The 14,043-nt window shown below is 69.3% G+C and carries 14 protein-coding genes; 5 read left to right on the forward strand and 9 right to left on the reverse strand.

Features of this window, described 5'->3' with window-relative positions; all coding sequences use genetic code 11:
• Positions 1 to 19: 19 nt before the first annotated feature.
• Positions 20 to 1,297, reverse strand: coding sequence for a DUF6716 putative glycosyltransferase (locus tag ESP70_RS07530; RefSeq protein WP_223148658.1), 1,278 nt, complete (start codon positions 1,295 to 1,297; stop codon positions 20 to 22).
• A 258-nt stretch (positions 1,298 to 1,555) separates the two neighbouring features.
• Here ESP70_RS07530 and ESP70_RS07535 point away from each other — a divergent pair, with 258 nt between their 5' ends.
• Genes ESP70_RS07535 through ESP70_RS07545 form a run of 3 tightly spaced genes read left to right on the forward strand, consistent with a single transcriptional unit; the run spans position 1,556 to position 5,016 of the window.
• Positions 1,556 to 2,806 (forward strand): acylneuraminate cytidylyltransferase, encoded by a 1,251-nt coding sequence (locus ESP70_RS07535; protein WP_149688723.1) that lies wholly within the window; start codon positions 1,556 to 1,558, stop codon positions 2,804 to 2,806.
• Complete coding sequence (locus tag ESP70_RS07540; RefSeq protein ID WP_149688724.1) at positions 2,799 to 3,692, forward strand: N-acetylneuraminate synthase family protein; 894 nt, start codon at positions 2,799 to 2,801, stop codon at positions 3,690 to 3,692. The genes ESP70_RS07535 and ESP70_RS07540 overlap by 8 nt, the downstream gene beginning before the upstream one ends.
• 31 nt (positions 3,693 to 3,723) lie before the next feature.
• Positions 3,724 to 5,016 carry a DUF6716 putative glycosyltransferase gene (locus ESP70_RS07545; RefSeq protein ID WP_149688725.1) on the forward strand — a complete coding sequence of 431 codons (1,293 nt, stop codon included), beginning with the start codon at positions 3,724 to 3,726 and terminating at the stop codon, positions 5,014 to 5,016.
• A 55-nt stretch (positions 5,017 to 5,071) separates the two neighbouring features.
• On the opposite strand, the gene ESP70_RS07550 is transcribed toward ESP70_RS07545, so the two are convergent.
• From ESP70_RS07550 to ESP70_RS07580, 7 genes are all read right to left on the reverse strand, one after another.
• A complete protein-coding gene (locus ESP70_RS07550) occupies positions 5,072 to 5,833 on the reverse strand; it encodes an alpha/beta hydrolase (RefSeq protein ID WP_149688726.1) in 762 nt (253 codons plus the stop codon).
• A 171-nt stretch (positions 5,834 to 6,004) separates the two neighbouring features.
• Positions 6,005 to 6,793 (reverse strand): SAM-dependent methyltransferase, encoded by a 789-nt coding sequence (locus ESP70_RS07555; protein WP_149688727.1) that lies wholly within the window; start codon positions 6,791 to 6,793, stop codon positions 6,005 to 6,007.
• Positions 6,790 to 7,443, reverse strand: coding sequence for a winged helix-turn-helix transcriptional regulator (locus ESP70_RS07560; RefSeq protein WP_149688728.1), 654 nt, complete (start codon positions 7,441 to 7,443; stop codon positions 6,790 to 6,792). The genes ESP70_RS07555 and ESP70_RS07560 overlap by 4 nt, the downstream gene beginning before the upstream one ends.
• Positions 7,444 to 7,497: 54 nt before the next feature.
• Positions 7,498 to 8,814: an SAM-dependent methyltransferase gene (locus tag ESP70_RS07565; RefSeq protein WP_149688729.1), complete on the reverse strand. Its 1,317-nt coding sequence runs from the start codon at positions 8,812 to 8,814 to the stop codon at positions 7,498 to 7,500.
• Positions 8,811 to 9,512 carry an anti-sigma factor gene (locus ESP70_RS07570; protein ID WP_149688730.1) on the reverse strand — a complete coding sequence of 234 codons (702 nt, stop codon included), beginning with the start codon at positions 9,510 to 9,512 and terminating at the stop codon, positions 8,811 to 8,813. The genes ESP70_RS07565 and ESP70_RS07570 overlap by 4 nt, the downstream gene beginning before the upstream one ends.
• Positions 9,509 to 10,105 (reverse strand): ECF RNA polymerase sigma factor SigK, encoded by a 597-nt coding sequence (gene sigK, locus ESP70_RS07575; protein WP_149688731.1) that lies wholly within the window; start codon positions 10,103 to 10,105, stop codon positions 9,509 to 9,511. The genes ESP70_RS07570 and sigK overlap by 4 nt, the downstream gene beginning before the upstream one ends.
• 191 nt (positions 10,106 to 10,296) lie before the next feature.
• On the reverse strand, positions 10,297 to 10,968 hold the full coding sequence (locus tag ESP70_RS07580) for a hypothetical protein (protein WP_149688732.1): 672 nt from the start codon (positions 10,966 to 10,968) through the stop codon (positions 10,297 to 10,299).
• A 175-nt stretch (positions 10,969 to 11,143) separates the two neighbouring features.
• On the opposite strand from ESP70_RS07580, the gene ESP70_RS07585 reads away from it, so the two are divergent.
• Both ESP70_RS07585 and ESP70_RS07590 read left to right on the forward strand, forming a co-directional pair.
• Entirely contained in the window at positions 11,144 to 11,947 is an 804-nt protein-coding gene (locus ESP70_RS07585) for an S-methyl-5'-thioadenosine phosphorylase (RefSeq protein ID WP_149688733.1), read from the forward strand.
• Positions 11,944 to 12,984, forward strand: a complete 1,041-nt coding sequence (locus tag ESP70_RS07590; RefSeq protein WP_149688734.1) for an NAD-dependent epimerase/dehydratase family protein — start codon at positions 11,944 to 11,946, stop codon at positions 12,982 to 12,984. Before ESP70_RS07585 ends, ESP70_RS07590 begins: the two co-directional genes overlap by 4 nt.
• 13 nt (positions 12,985 to 12,997) lie before the next feature.
• On the opposite strand, the gene ESP70_RS07595 is transcribed toward ESP70_RS07590, so the two are convergent.
• On the reverse strand, positions 12,998 to 14,002 hold the full coding sequence (locus ESP70_RS07595) for a sensor histidine kinase (protein WP_149688735.1): 1,005 nt from the start codon (positions 14,000 to 14,002) through the stop codon (positions 12,998 to 13,000).
• Positions 14,003 to 14,043: the final 41 nt, after the last annotated feature.

The following is a 14,043-nucleotide window of genomic DNA, read 5'->3' on the forward strand; positions in this document are numbered from 1 at the left end:
ACGCCTTGCGTTGCAGCCTTCAGCGCGAGCTCACGCGGCGGAGCACCCAGCGTATGGGCCGGATGATGACCGGCGGCAGGAGCAGGTGGGCGCCTTGCGCCACGGTGCCGAGCACCGGACCTCGTGCGCGCATCCGTCGCGCCCAGGCCGGGGAGATGCGGGACGTGCCGATCGCGTCCTTCGCGCGGACCATCTCGACGGCGCTCCGGAAGTAAGGGGTCCCCCAGATCTGGTGCGAGGGACGGTCTCCCGACTCGAGCAGCTCCTCCACCCGATCGACGATGGCTCGCTTCGCCGGTTGGGTGCGGTCGCCGAAGTATCCGTCGAGCCACGCGGGGTCCGGCGAGCCGATCTCGTCCTTCTTGATCTCGTCGAACGTCCGCAGGAGGCCGCTGTCGAGGAACACGTGGTTGCCATAGCGCTCGTGTACCCCGAGGTCGAGGACCAGCGCGACCCGGCAGCCGTTGTCGATGGCCTCCAGGCACGCAGTGGACGACATCGTGAGGAGCAGGTCGACATGCGGCAGCTGTATGCCGATCGGCGTGTAGTCGATGAGGAAGTTCGCCGGGAGCTCGTCGCCCTTCAGCAGGTCGGCGGGGTGGTGGGCCATCCGGTGGAAGGTGTCCTCGCCAGGACGGTGGCGAGGCTTCAGGATGACCAGCCGGTCAGGGTGCTCACGTGCGTAGTCGATCAGCCGTCGGTAGACGTACAGCCGTTCGACCCGACTGCCGGGAACGGTCGGCTGGTCGGCGAACAGCACGCGCTGGATCTCACCGGTGCGTTCGGGCGCCGGGTCGCTCGAGAGGAACGGCAGGCCACTCAGCAGGAGATTGCCGTCGGACAGCCCGAGTGTGCCGGCCGTGCGCCGAAAGTACGCCAGGTCATGCGCGGAGTTGACGGCGACGACGTCCGTGCCGGCCCGGTCGAGATATCCCGCGGTGATCTTCTCGATGATGACGCCGACCCAGCCGGAGACGAGCACGGGCCCCGGGGCGCCGGGTCCTGTTGCCTCGGACAGGTCGATGCTCAGTCGCTGGGTCATGGGGCCCGCCAGGGCGCAGACCACGACGTCGGACCGCAGGGAGTCCTCGACCAGCTCGGGCCACGTCCGCAGGTGGACGTCCTCGAACCCGGCGTCGCTGATCTGCCGGATCGACAGCGCGGAGCGCGTCCGAGGGACCGTGACCTGACAGGAGAACCCGCGAGCCTTGAGCTCATCGCGAATGCCGGCGCACCACTTGAGCTGCGAGTCGAACGCAGCGATGAGCAGGGCTGACCGGGGGGCGACGGATGGCACGTGGGAACCGTAGCCGCGGATCGCGACGATGACGGGTCTCGCGGTCGACCCTTCATCGACTGTTGGTCTCGCGTTCTGCCTGACGGCGACATGTTCATGCACAGGTGCCCGATTCCCCCGCAGGACTCGGGACGTTCCCGGTCGCGCGGTGCCGCGTTCACGCCCCGGTCGCCAGCTCTTCCTAACGTCATCGACGCAGCCCGAACCCACCACGACGTCCGTGTGGCGACGCCGAGGTGTCCACGAAGAGGGAGTCGCATGAGCCAAGATCTCGCTCCAGCCCCGACGTTCGTCAGCACCAGGCCGCCGGCGGGCGTGTGGGTCGTGATCCCCGCGCGTGGTGGCTCCAAAGGCGTCCGCCGAAAGAACCTGCGTCCGGTCGGGGGTGAGCCCCTGGTCGAGCGCGCCGTTCGCGCGGTCCTGGCCGTGTCGCAGGTCGACGACGTGTATGTCTCGACGGATGACTCCGAGATCGCGGATGTCTCGATGCGAGCGGGAGCGCGGGTCGTCCATCGACCGGCCCGGATCTCGGGCGACGAAGCATCGTCAGAGTCAGCGGTCTCGCACCTGCTGGCTGAGATGGCCGAGGTCGCTCCACTGCCCGGAGTGATCGTGCTGGTGCAGGCAACGAGCCCGTTCATCGAACCGGCCGATCTCGGCCGAGCCATCGACCTGGTACGCAGCGGGGAGTGCGACGTCGCCTTCAGTGCCACTCGTGCCGACCTGCACCTCTGGCGCGAGGGCCCCGCAGGGCCCGAAGGAGTCAACCACGACGCTCGACGCCGGCAGCGTCGCCAGGACCGGCCGGTCGAGCACCGGGAGACCGGAGCGTTCTACGTCATGCGTACGGACGGGTTCCTCGAGCACGGGCACCGCTTCTTCGGCCGCATCCGGCTCGTGGAGGTCGAACCGCTCGGCAGCCTGGAGATCGACACCGAGGCGGACCTCCGGCTGGCCGAGCTCGTGCACCTGGCCCGACAGTCAGAAGCGATCGGATCGTCGCCCATCCCCGCTCGTGCCGTGGTGACCGATTTCGACGGCGTTCACACCGACGACCGGGTCCTGGTGGATCAGCACGGGGTCGAGTCGGTCACGGTCAGCCGCTCCGACGGCATGGGCATCGCACTGCTGCGCCGGGCCGGCATACCGCTGCTGATCCTCTCGGCCGAGACCAACCCGGTGGTCGCAGCCCGGGCCGCCAAGCTCGGCGTCGAGGTCATCGCCGGCTGCCACGACAAGCTGGCGGCTCTGACGGCCTGGGCAGCGGCCCGCGCTATCGCCCTGGACGACGTGGCGTACCTCGGCAACGACGTCAACGACGTCGAGTGCCTGACGGCGGTCGGCTGGCCCGTCGTGGTGGCAGATGCCCGACCAGAAGTCCACGCTTCAGCGCCGATCGTCCTCCGCCATGGCGGAGGCGCGGGCGCGATCCGCGAGCTCGCCAATCGCGTACTCACCAGTCCACCGCACCACGACAGCACGACCGAAAAGGGGCTAGATCATGGCTGAATGGATCCAGATCGGCGACGAGATCGTCGGGCACGGCCGTCCGACGTACGTCATCGGTGAGATCGGCATCAACCACAACGGAGATCTCGACGTGGCGAAGAAGCTGATCGACGTCGCGGCCCTGGCCGGAGCGCAGGCCGTCAAGTTCCAGAAGCGCACGCCGCACATCTCGACTCCCGAAGACATGAAGAGCACGCGTCGGGAGACGCCGTGGGGTGAGATGAGCTACTTGGACTACCGCTATCGCGTCGAGTTCGAGCGCGACGAGTACGCCGAGATCGCACGGTACGCCGCCTCCCAACGGGTCGACTGGTTCGCCTCGCCGTGGGACATCCCGTCCGTCGAGTTCCTCGAGTCGATGGGGGTCTCGACGCACAAGGTCGCCTCCGCATCGGTCACCGACCTGCCGCTGCTCCGGGAGCTCGCAACCACCGGCAAGCCCATCATCTTGTCGACCGGCATGAGCACGATGGAGCAGATCGACCGCGCCGTCGAGATCCTCGGGACGGGCAACCTCGTCATCCTGCACGCCACCTCGACCTACCCGCTGCCGCCGGACGAGGCGAACCTCAACATGATTCCGGTCCTCGCGGCCCGCTATCGGGTGCCGGTCGGCTACTCCGGGCACGAGCGGGGCCTGCAGATCTCGGTCGCCGCCGTGGCGCTGGGCGCCGTCGCAGTCGAGCGGCACATCACCCTCGACCGGACGATGTGGGGCTCGGACCAGGCCGCGAGCTTGGAGCCGCACGGCTTCATGAGCCTCACGCGCGACATCAGGGTCATCGAGAAGGCCATGGGTGACGGCGTCAAGCGGGTCATGCCCGGCGAGCTCAAGCCGATGCAGCGGTTGCGGCGCGACCCCGACTCCACCGTCATCCCTGCATGACGACGGCGAGGGCAGCAGGAGGGGGCGCCGAGTGACGGAGACCCCGCGTGTGCTGGTCTTCACGGACTCCGACTCCTACGTCAAATGGGGTGCCTCGCTGGCCAACCAGATCCCGAAGGACTGGTCGGTGCGGCTTGCCGTTGCCCGGAGCAAGGCCGAACCGAGTCCTCGCCAGATGGCCGAGGCGCTCGTGGATTCGCGATTCGAAGGTGACCCGCCCGTCCGAGTGGGCCGCGACGAGCTGCGAAGCATCCTTGACGAGTGGCGCCCCGACGTCGTCGTGGCCGCATCGCGGGGTCCGGCTGTCCATGCCCTGGTCAGCCTCATCGACAACGTGCCGGGCCGGCCCGTGCTGGTGAGCGGTCTGGCCGGCATCGCGGTCCCGGTCATCCCGTACGGGCTGGGGTTTCGCCGCGCTGTCGACGTCTTCGTCCTGCACAGCAGGCGCGAGCTGCGCGAGTTCGCGGTCGCCAGCAAGGAGCTCGGCATCCCGCACACGTACGAGCTGGCCACCCTGCCGTTCCTCGCATCTGCGCCACGACCGGTCATAGCGGACACGATGCGACAGGTGGACGAGCCTGGGCCCGTGCGCAACCGCATCGTCTTTGCCGCACAGGCATTGGTCCCGGGCGCGCGCCGCGAGCGCACGTGGCTGCTGCAGCAGCTCATCGAGACGGCACGCGCACATCCGCATCTCGAGGTCGTGATCAAGGTGCGAGCGCGGTCCGGCGAACCCCAGACGCATGCCGAGCAGTTCTCGTACGAGGATCTGCTCGCCGAGATCGCAGCATCCGGTGAGCAGGTGCCGGCCAATCTCGTCGTCGAGAGCGGTGCGATGGCGCGGCACCTGCGACGAGCGATCGGACTCGTCACGGTGAGCTCGACCTCCCTGCTCGAGGCGATGGCCGAGGGGGTGCCATGCCTCGCTCTCACCGATTTCGGGGTCGGCGCCGACCAGATCAACCTCGTGCTGGCGCAGAGCGGGCTGTTGGGGACCACGCGCGATCTGGTCGCGGCCTCGTTCCGTCATCCCGAGCCCGACTGGCTCGAGGACAACTACTTCCATGACTCGTCGGACAACACCTGGTTGGCGCGGGTCGAGCTGCTCCTGGAGCGTCGTCGGCTCGTCGGTCTGCCGCCCTATCGCGTGCCGCCGCGGACGCTCGCGAACCGGGCGCGTGCGCGGGGCTACCGGCACTTTGCCTTCACGTCTGCCGAGGGGAGCCGCCTCGAACGCGTCGAGTCACGGGCGCTGGCCCTGGGAATCTGGGGCAATCGTCGGCGCCGCGAGATCCTCCGCGCGGTCCGTCGCCGCAGGGTGTGACTCAGATCCCTGGCCTGCGCTCACGTGCAGGCCAGGGACCCGAAGGTCTCCGTGCTCAGCCGGTGGCGCTCACCAGTCCTGCCCCGAGCTTCCTGGCGAAGAACCGGGTGTCGAACTGCTCGGCGGGTACGCGGAAGTGCGAGCCGGGGAACGCGATCAGCGTCTTCTCCTCCGAGGCGAAGGCGTCGAACACCGCCAACCCGGACTCACGGGATATCTCGGCGTCGTCCCACGGCAGGAGGAACTCGACCGGGATCGTGAGGTTGCGTGCGGCCTGCAGCACGGCGTCGTACACGAAGACGCCGCCGAAGATCGCCGCGCGGATGCGAGGCTCGGCCACCGCGAGCGGGATGCCGATCGCGCTCGCGAGGGTCATGCCCGAGTAGCCGACGGGTGCATCCTCAGCGATCTCCGGCAACGACTGAAGCGCGTCGATCGTGGCCCGCCATTCGGGCACGCTGCGTTCGGCGAGCGACGTGTTGTACGGCTCGATGGACGGCGCCAACGACTCGCCGTCAGCCCGGGCCTGGAGCATCGCGTCGACCCATCGCTGATCCTGGTCCGAGCGTGGTCGGTCGCCGTGTCCAGGGGCGTCGATCGCCGCGACGTGGAACCCATCGCGTACGACGGCGTCCCGGGCCCGGGCGACGAGGCCCGCGGCCCGCTTGTGCAGGCCGCCGCCGTGGCCCATGAGGAGGAGCGGTGCGCCGGGAGCCGGTGACTCCGGCGACCAGAGGACGCCGGGAACGTCCCCGACGGTGAAGCTGCGATCGACGACGCCGTCCGACGAGGTCTCCGCGGTGAAGTGAAGCTGCATGGTGGTGCCTTTCGAAGAGAGTGCGTAAATGAGGCACTCCCGGCGACACCTACAGCGGCCGCGCGATCGTGAACGCGAGGGGGAGCACCCATGGGGTTGCAGTGTTCACAGGGCTCACCTCCTCGATCAGGTCACGAACGGTGCGAGATTACCAGCGGCCCCGCTGCCGCATCAACGCCCCACGAGCCTGAATGCGCCGCGGTGGACCGTGAGGATGCCGTCGGCGAGAGCGGCCGCGAAGTTCAGCATCCGGGCGTAGCCGTCAGTCAGCAGCGCCGGCAACGTGGCTGCCGTGTCGGCGTCGGCGAGGCGGGCCCCGAGCTCGTCGAACCACTGCAGGATCCAGGCGGTCTCGTCGACCCACTCGACCGCCGTGAAGCCGCCGCTCTCGATGTTGGACCGCAGGTCTGCCGGGGTGGCCAGGAAGTTGTCGCTGCCGTCGATCGACCACGGCAACGGGAGGGCAGGATCGCGCCGGCCAGCCCGGCACACCTCGAAGACCGCCAGGTGTGCGCCGGGGCGGAGCCGCCGGCCGATCTCGGTGAAGAACGCCGGCTTGTCCGCGACGTTCATCTGGACGTGCATCGTGTACGCCGCGTCGAAGTTCGTGCGCTCCAGGGTGGCGATGTCGGTCTCGACGAACTGGACACGGTCGGTGAGGCCGGCGACCGACGTCAACGACGTGGCAGCCTCGACGTACGCCCGGGTGATGTCGACGCCGACGACATCACACCCCGCCGATCGGGCGATCTGGCGTGCGGGTCCACCCAATCCCGAGCCGACATCGAGGACGGTCATCCCCGGTTTGAGGCCGAGCCCGGGGATCAGCCGGTCGACGGCTTCGGCTCCGCCGCTGTGGAACTGGTCGATCCCGTCGATCTGGGCTTGGGTCAGATCGTGCAGATCGGCGCCGGCGAGGTCGCTGATCGTGGCGGTCAGATCGGTCTCGACATACGTCATGCGGTGGCTCCTGCCTGGGTGGCGGCGATGAGGTCGTTCAGCTGGTCGACGTGGCCGGTGATCGTGAGGCCGAGCTCGGTCGCCTGCTCGACGGAGAGGAGTCCGGTGAGCAGGCCGCCGACGAGGACGGCGTCGCCACGCAGCGCGACGTCCTCGCCGTCGCCCGACAGCCGGTCGATCCCGAATCCGTCGTTGCGCAGGCGCGCTCGTACGGGCGCGTCCCCGGTGTCGATCAGGAGCACGAGCTCCGCGCCGGGCGCGACGTTGCCCGCCAGGTTCAGGCCCGCCAGCAGGGCGATCCACTGCGGTTGCACCGCGTCGGCGGGTCGCGGTCCCGACGGCATCGCCGGCAGGCTCCACCGCGACAAGGCGCGCACCACGTCCTCCAGGTCTCGACCGCGCTCGGTGAGCTGATAGACCCGGGAGCCGATCGGCGCCGGAGCCTCGCGATGCTCGACCAGGCCGTCGGCCTCCATGGCCTTGAGCCGTTCTGCGAGCAGGTTGGTGGCGATGCCCGGGAGCCCACGCTTCAGGTCGCTGTAGCGGCTTGGCCCGAACGCCAGCAGCTCGCGGACGATGAGCAGGACCCATCGGTCCCCGACCGAGTCCAGGGCGCGGGCCACGGAGCAGTACTGCTGGTAGCTCTTCATGCGGAACACGATAGACGATACTGGTTGATTATTTCAACCAGCAAGTTGCAGGATTCAAGTCGCCGAGCTGAGCCAGTGCAACGGCGAAGCCGGCATGCCACTGACGCCGCGTGCGCTCGGCTTGACCGCGAGGATCTGGTCGACCCCCATGCGGTTCTCCTCGAAGGCCAGCGCACCGCCGGTGAGGTAGAGCCGCCACACGCGCGCGTACTCCTCGCCGATCAGCTTCACGGCACGGTCCCAGTTGTCCTCGAGGTTCGCCGCCCAGGCCGCAACGGTCTGCGGATAGTGCTCACGCATGGCCTGCACGTCCCGGATCTCGAGCCCGGCCGCCGCGATCAGCCCGAGCGTCTTGGGCAGAGGCTTCATGTGCATGTCCGGAGCGATGTACGTCTCGATGAACGGACCGCCGCCGGGGCGGTCGCCCGGAGCGTCGTTGCTGCGCGACATCTGCTGGATCAGGACCCGGCCGCCCGGCTTGAGGTAGCGGTGGATCGACTCCGTGAACACGACGTACTCGGCATCACCGACGTGCTCGCCCATCTCGATCGAGGCGATCGCATCGATCTCGGCATCGCGCACACCTGATGCTTCGAGGTCGCGAAAGTGGCGCAGGCTCACCTGGACGCGGTCCTGGAGCCCGCGCTCGGCGGCCCGGTCCATCACGTAGTCCCGCTGCTCGACAGACAGCGTCACTCCCGTGACGTGGACGCCGTAGTGCTCGGCGGCGAACAACGTCAGCGAGCCCCATCCGGAGCCGATGTCGACCATCCTCATGCCGGGCTGCAGGCCGAGCTTGCGACAGACCAGGTGAAGCTTGGCGGTCTGCGCCTCCTCGAGAGTCACCTCGGGGGTGATGTGGAAGCCGCTCGAGTAGGCCATGTTGGGGTCGAGGATCAGCTCGTAGAAGTCGTTGGAGAGGTCGTAGTGGTGGGAGATCGCGGCCAGGTCGCGCTCCTTGCTGTGCAGCTCACCCGTCAGGGCCGACTCGGCTGCGGGCCGCGGTGGGCGTCGTCCGACCGCACCCAGGCGCAGGGCGAGCGCGGCCGCGCTGGCGACCTGACGGGGACGTACGCGCGGCCGGCCGGCTGCTCCGTCGGCGGCTCGGGCATCCCGCACCGCATCCCAGATCGCCCGCAGACCCTCGCCGAGATCGCCCTCGACGTCGAGGTCTCCCTGCACGTACGCGCGGGCGATGCCGAGCTCGCCGGGGCTCCACAGGACGTGCCGCAGGGCTCGCCGGTTGCGGATCACGACCACGGGAGCGCCGAGCGGTCCCGCCTCGCTGCCGTCCCACGTGCGCAGGCGAATGGGGAGGGACAGACCGATCGTGTCCTCGACCAGGCGGAGGAGGGCGGATGCGTGGGTCATATCGCGATCGTCACGATCGGAGCCGTGGTCGGCTGCTTCGAACCGCCCTCGGGCTCCACGGTGATGGCCACGGAGTCCGCGCCGCCGGCACCGTGCATGATCATGGTGCCGCTGCTCGTGAACGTCCCTTGGGACTTCGGGCCGGCCCCGTTGATCATCCAGACCTGGTAGACCTTGTGGCCCTTGAGCCGGGCGAGGTCGTTGGCCACGATGACCGCTGAGTCCTGGGCCGGCGAGGCGACCAGGCGGACGTTGCCGCCGGTGGAGAACGTCTTGGAGGTGGTGGCTGCATCAGGCGCCGCCAGCACGGACGTGATGGTCGTGCTCCGGGCGTCGGCCTCGTGCGCGTTGTCGCGTTCGATCGCGTAGCCCCCGACACCGATGGTGCCGACGAGGAACGCTGCTGCGGCGGCCATCCGGGGGACGGCGGACCGGAGGCTGCGCCGTTGGGCGATCGCCGTCACGACCGGGCGCTCTTGAGGCGTTCTCGCGATCTCGGTGAGGACGCGGGAGCGCATGGTCGCCGGCGGCGTGAGAGCGACCGCGTCGCCGAGCCGTGTTGCCGTGGCCTGGAACCCGGCCAGCTCGGCCTGGCACGCCGGGCACTGCTCGAGGTGCGCCTCGAAGCGCGTGTTCTCGGGCGGCTCGAGGGCGTCGAGCGAGTATGGAGCCAAGAGGGTGTGCAGGTCGGTGGTCATGCTTCGATTCCCATGCAGTCGCGCAGACGGACGATGCCGTCGCGTATCCGAGTCTTGATCGTGGCCGGGTTGACGTTGAGTGCTTCGGCGACCTCGGCGTACGTGTAGCCCTGGTAGTACGCCAGGAGGACGGCCTCGCGTTGCAGATCGGTGAGCCCGGCCAGGCACCGGCGAACCTGCTCGTGCTCGAGGCTGAGGGTCACGGATTCCTCGACCTCGTTGAAGTCGGGCCCGTTGCTGGAGGTGTACTTCCTGTCGCGGTTGCTGGCCGCCTGGTCGTGGCGGACGGCGTCGACGGCCCGGCGGTGCGCCATCGTCAGGACCCAGCTCTTGGCGCTGCCACGCTGAGCGTCGAAACGCGCCGCGGTCTTCCAGACCTGGATGAAGACCTCTTGAGAGACTTCCTCGGCGCGGGACGGGTCCCGGATGACGCGTCTGGCCATGCCGTACACGGAGGAGCTGAGTGCGTCGTACACAGCGGCGAACGCCGATTCATCTCCCCGGCCGGTGCGAACCAGGAGATCGCCGAGGTCGACGGTCGGGCCGGCGGTGCTGGAGCTTGCGAGCTTCAGATGAGCGGCGTTCGCTCCCATGTCGATCTCCCGTTCTAGGCGGTTGCTACCAGTGATTCGTTGCCGTGGAGCGTTCGGATGGGCCTGCGGAGAGGTCACGTCTCAACCTTTCGTCGCCCGGCCCGATGCGCTTCGGACAGCGCAGTGGGCGCGTCCCGGAGGAAACGCGCCCACTGTGCTTCTCACCCCAAGGGAGAGTCGTGCCCGTCGACCTACTTGGTGTTGACGGTGATCTTCGCGACGCCCACCAGGAGGTCCTTGGTCACGGCGTCGGTCTTGAACGTGTCGTTCAGCAGGCCGGCCGCGACCGGGCTGATGAAGACCTTGGTGCCTTCGAGGATCGCGGTGTCTCCCTCGGTCTGCAGCGGCTTCAGGGTCGCGCCGCGCAGCTGGAACAGGAACGCGCTGGTGGCGGCGACCTTGCCGTTGACCGTGACGTCGCCGTAGACCCGCGAGATGCCGGGGTCGACGTTGAAGTTGGTCAGCTCGACCTTGGTGTCGCCCGCCGTCAGCGACAGGCCCGAGGCCTCGTGCTGGATCTGGCCGATGACGTACGGCTTGGCGGTGCCGGGCTTGAAGTAGGTGACGTTGCCGCCCGTGATCGGGAAGATCAGCGACCCGTCCTCGAGCTTGGCGCCGTCGACGACACCGGGGGTGAGCTTGAGCGAGGTCAGGGCGTCGACGAATCCCTGGTCGAGCTTGATGGCGGTGGTGCCGCCCGTGCTGAGGTCGTTGAGGCGGGCGACGGGCTTGGCGACCGCGGTCTTGGAATCGGACGACGCCGAGTCGGAGCCTGAGGAACCGCACGCCGCGAGCGGCAGGGCGGCGATGGCGACGATGGCGAGGCCGGCGATCTTCTTCTTGCGAGAGCTGTTGGAGCTCATGTGGTCCACATCCTTGTAGGTATGTCGTGGGGTCATCTGCTGACACCCGTGGTTCGCCACGGAGGGGGATGGATGATTGGTCAAGTCCGCAAACTTCTGTCCGCACCCGTGACGAGCCGGTGACCGTCACGGTCTCGTCACCCGTCCGGGCCGGTGAGATGACATGCTCGACGACATGACTGAGACCCAGCGCCCGGACGTCGCCGTGATCGGGGGATCGGGGTTCTACACGTTCCTCGACGATCCGCGGACGGTCGAGGTCGAGACGCCGTACGGGAAGCCGTCCGCGCCGATCTCGGTCGGCACGGTCGGTGGCCGGTCGGTCGCCTTCCTCCCGCGCCACGGACCGCATCACGACTTCCCGGCCCACCGCGTGCCGTACCGCGCCAACATGTGGGCGCTGCGCAGCCTCGGGGTGCGGCAGGTGCTCGCGCCGTGCGCGGTCGGTGGGCTCCAGGTCGAGCACGGGCCAGGCACGTTCGTCGTGCCCGACCAGCTCGTCGACCGTACGGCCGGCCGCCATCAGACGTACTTCGACTCCGGCGCCTGCCACGTCTCGTTCGCCGATCCCTACTGCCCGAGGCTGCGGACGCACCTGCTCGGCGGCCTCGCCGAGCACAGTCCCGTCGACGGCGGAGCGATGGTCGTGATCGAGGGTCCGCGGTTCTCGACGCGCGCGGAGTCGCGGTGGTACGCCGACCAGGGCTGGGCGGTCATCAACATGACGGGTCATCCAGAGGCAGTCCTGGCCCGTGAGCTGGCGATGTGCTACGCCACCGTCGCGCTGGTCACCGACCACGACGCCGGGGTCGACGAGGCGAGCGCGGTCAGCATGGACGAGGTGTTCGCGGTGTTCGCCGCCCACACCGAGACGCTCAAGTCGGCGCTCACGTCCGTGGTGGCCGGGCTCGGGACGGACCGCGACTGCAGCTGCTCGCACGCGGTGGACGGCATGGACCTGCCGATCGACCTGCCATGAGGATCCTGCTGACCGGTGCGGCCGGCTTCATCGGCGGGCACATCAGGAGCCAGGCGCTGGCGCGAGGTCACGACGTGGTGGCACTCGACGCCTACCTGCCGCAGGCGCACGGGACCGGTGGAGCGTACGACTCGAGCATCCACCGCATCGACCTGCGTCACGACCCGCTCGACGAGGTGCTCGACGGCATCGACGTGGTGTGCCACCAGGCGGCCATGGTCGGCAACGGCGTGGACGCCCAGGACCTGCCTGACTACGCCGAGCACAATGACGCCGGCACGGCGCGGCTGCTCGCGGCGATGTCGCGGGCGGGCGGGCGCGACCTGGTGCTCGCGTCGTCGATGGTGGTCTACGGCGATGGTCGCTACACCTGCCCGGTCGACGGTGACGTGCCGCCGGCCGTACGCCGTGAGGACGATCTCGCCGCCGGCCGGTTCGACCCACGTTGTCCGGTCTGCGGTGGCGAGATCACGTGGCGGGAGATCGGCGAGGACACGCCTTTCCTGCCCCGCACCAGCTATGCCGCGTCCAAGGTCGCGCAGGAGCACTACGCCGGCGCGTGGTGCACGCTCGACGACGCCCGGACCGTCGCGCTGCGCTATCACAACGTCTACGGACCGGGCATGCCCGCGGACACGCCGTACGCCGGAGTGGCGGCGATCTTCCGCTCGGCGATCGCGCGCGGTGAGGCGCCGCAGGTGTTCGAGGACGGCCAGCAGGTGCGGGACTTCGTGCACGTCAGCGACGTTGCGCGCGCCAACGTGCTGGCGATCGAGCGGGTCGCGGTGCACCCGCCGGGGCTGACGCCGTACAACATCGCTTCGGGGCACCCGTTCACGATCGGCGAGATGGCGCGGGTGCTGGCGGGGGCCGCCGACGGCGCACCGCCGGAGCTGACAGGCGACTATCGGCGGTTCGACGTACGCCATGTGGTGGCGTCTCCGAGGGCTGCGACCGAGGGGCTCGGCTTCACTGCCGAGATCGCCCCGGAGGTCGGGCTCGCCCAACTGGCGACGGATCCGCTGCGCCGGCGCTGAGAGCTCGCTCGGCTCACGCGGCCGGGAGGCGGATCTCGAACTGGCAGCCGGTGTCGTGGTTGCGGACGTCGATCGAGCCTGACTGGGCGTCGAGCAGGCCACGGGCGATCGCCAGGCCCATGCCGGCGCCCTGGCCGTCGGACTCCCGCGCCGCGGAGCCGCGATAGCCCATGTCGAACACCTTCGCGAGGTCGTGGTCCGGGATGCCGCCGCACGAGTCGTCGACCCGCAACCACACCTCGGAGCGGTCAGAGCCGATCGACACCGTCACGGTGCTGCCCTCAGGGGTGTGCCGGATCGCGTTGCCGAGCAGGTTGCGGAGCACCCGCATGAGCTCGGGGGCGGCACCGACCGCGAGCGTGCCGCGCGGACGGCCCTCGACGGCCAGGCGTACGCCGTGACGTTCGCCGGCGGGACGGGCGGCCTCGACGGCAGAGCGTACGACGTCGTCGACCGCGATCGGGCCCACGTCGAGGGCCAGCGTCCCGGCGTTGATCTGCGACATCTCGAAGAGGTCGTCGATCATCGAGGCCAGCCGCAGCGTCTCGGCCCGGATCAGCTGGGCGTACTGCTTGACGTCCTCCGGTGACGAGACGACGCCGTCCTCCAGCGCTTCCGTCATGGCCTGCACGCCGGCGATGGGCGTGCGCAGGTCGTGGCTGAGCCAGGCGAGCAGCTCGCGTCGTGACCGCTCGGCGCTGCGTTCGCGCTCGAGGGCTTCGCGCTCCCACACGATCGCGCGGGCCAACGAGCTGCCGAGGACGATCGCGCTGGGCACGCTGACGGCCGTGACGACGAGCCAGACGATCGCGGTGCGCCGCAGCTCAGCCGTGAACATGAACTGGCTCGTGCCGACTACGCCGACGATGATCGCCACGAGGGGCACGAGGGTCAGCAGGACGATCGAGGTCGTCAGCGCGCGGCCGCGCAGCAGGTAGAGCACGAGGGCGCCGACCCCGACGACTCCGAGGGAGCCCAGCAGCCCGATGACCAGCGCATGCAGGGTGTCCGAGCTCATGCCGACGCCTCCCTGAAAGACCAACGATATGGAGGCGCCGG

Origin of the sequence: Aeromicrobium ginsengisoli (genome assembly GCF_004134905.2) — a bacterium.
GTDB classification, from domain to species: Bacteria; Actinomycetota; Actinomycetes; order Propionibacteriales; family Nocardioidaceae; genus Aeromicrobium; species Aeromicrobium ginsengisoli.

Coding starts and splice junctions, on each gene's coding strand:
- ESP70_RS07570 (WP_149688730.1), bottom strand. CDS start 9,512: ATGACCACCGACCTGCACACCCTCTTGGCTCCATACTCGCTCGACGCC.
- ESP70_RS07535 (WP_149688723.1), top strand. CDS start 1,556: ATGAGCCAAGATCTCGCTCCAGCCCCGACGTTCGTCAGCACCAGGCCG.
- ESP70_RS07580 (WP_149688732.1), bottom strand. CDS start 10,968: ATGAGCTCCAACAGCTCTCGCAAGAAGAAGATCGCCGGCCTCGCCATC.
- ESP70_RS07555 (WP_149688727.1), bottom strand. CDS start 6,793: ATGACGTATGTCGAGACCGATCTGACCGCCACGATCAGCGACCTCGCC.
- sigK (WP_149688731.1), bottom strand. CDS start 10,105: ATGGGAGCGAACGCCGCTCATCTGAAGCTCGCAAGCTCCAGCACCGCC.
- ESP70_RS07565 (WP_149688729.1), bottom strand. CDS start 8,814: ATGACCCACGCATCCGCCCTCCTCCGCCTGGTCGAGGACACGATCGGT.
- ESP70_RS07585 (WP_149688733.1), top strand. CDS start 11,144: ATGACTGAGACCCAGCGCCCGGACGTCGCCGTGATCGGGGGATCGGGG.
- ESP70_RS07560 (WP_149688728.1), bottom strand. CDS start 7,443: ATGAAGAGCTACCAGCAGTACTGCTCCGTGGCCCGCGCCCTGGACTCG.
- ESP70_RS07550 (WP_149688726.1), bottom strand. CDS start 5,833: ATGCAGCTTCACTTCACCGCGGAGACCTCGTCGGACGGCGTCGTCGAT.
- ESP70_RS07590 (WP_149688734.1), top strand. CDS start 11,944: ATGAGGATCCTGCTGACCGGTGCGGCCGGCTTCATCGGCGGGCACATC.
- ESP70_RS07595 (WP_149688735.1), bottom strand. CDS start 14,002: ATGAGCTCGGACACCCTGCATGCGCTGGTCATCGGGCTGCTGGGCTCC.
- ESP70_RS07540 (WP_149688724.1), top strand. CDS start 2,799: ATGGCTGAATGGATCCAGATCGGCGACGAGATCGTCGGGCACGGCCGT.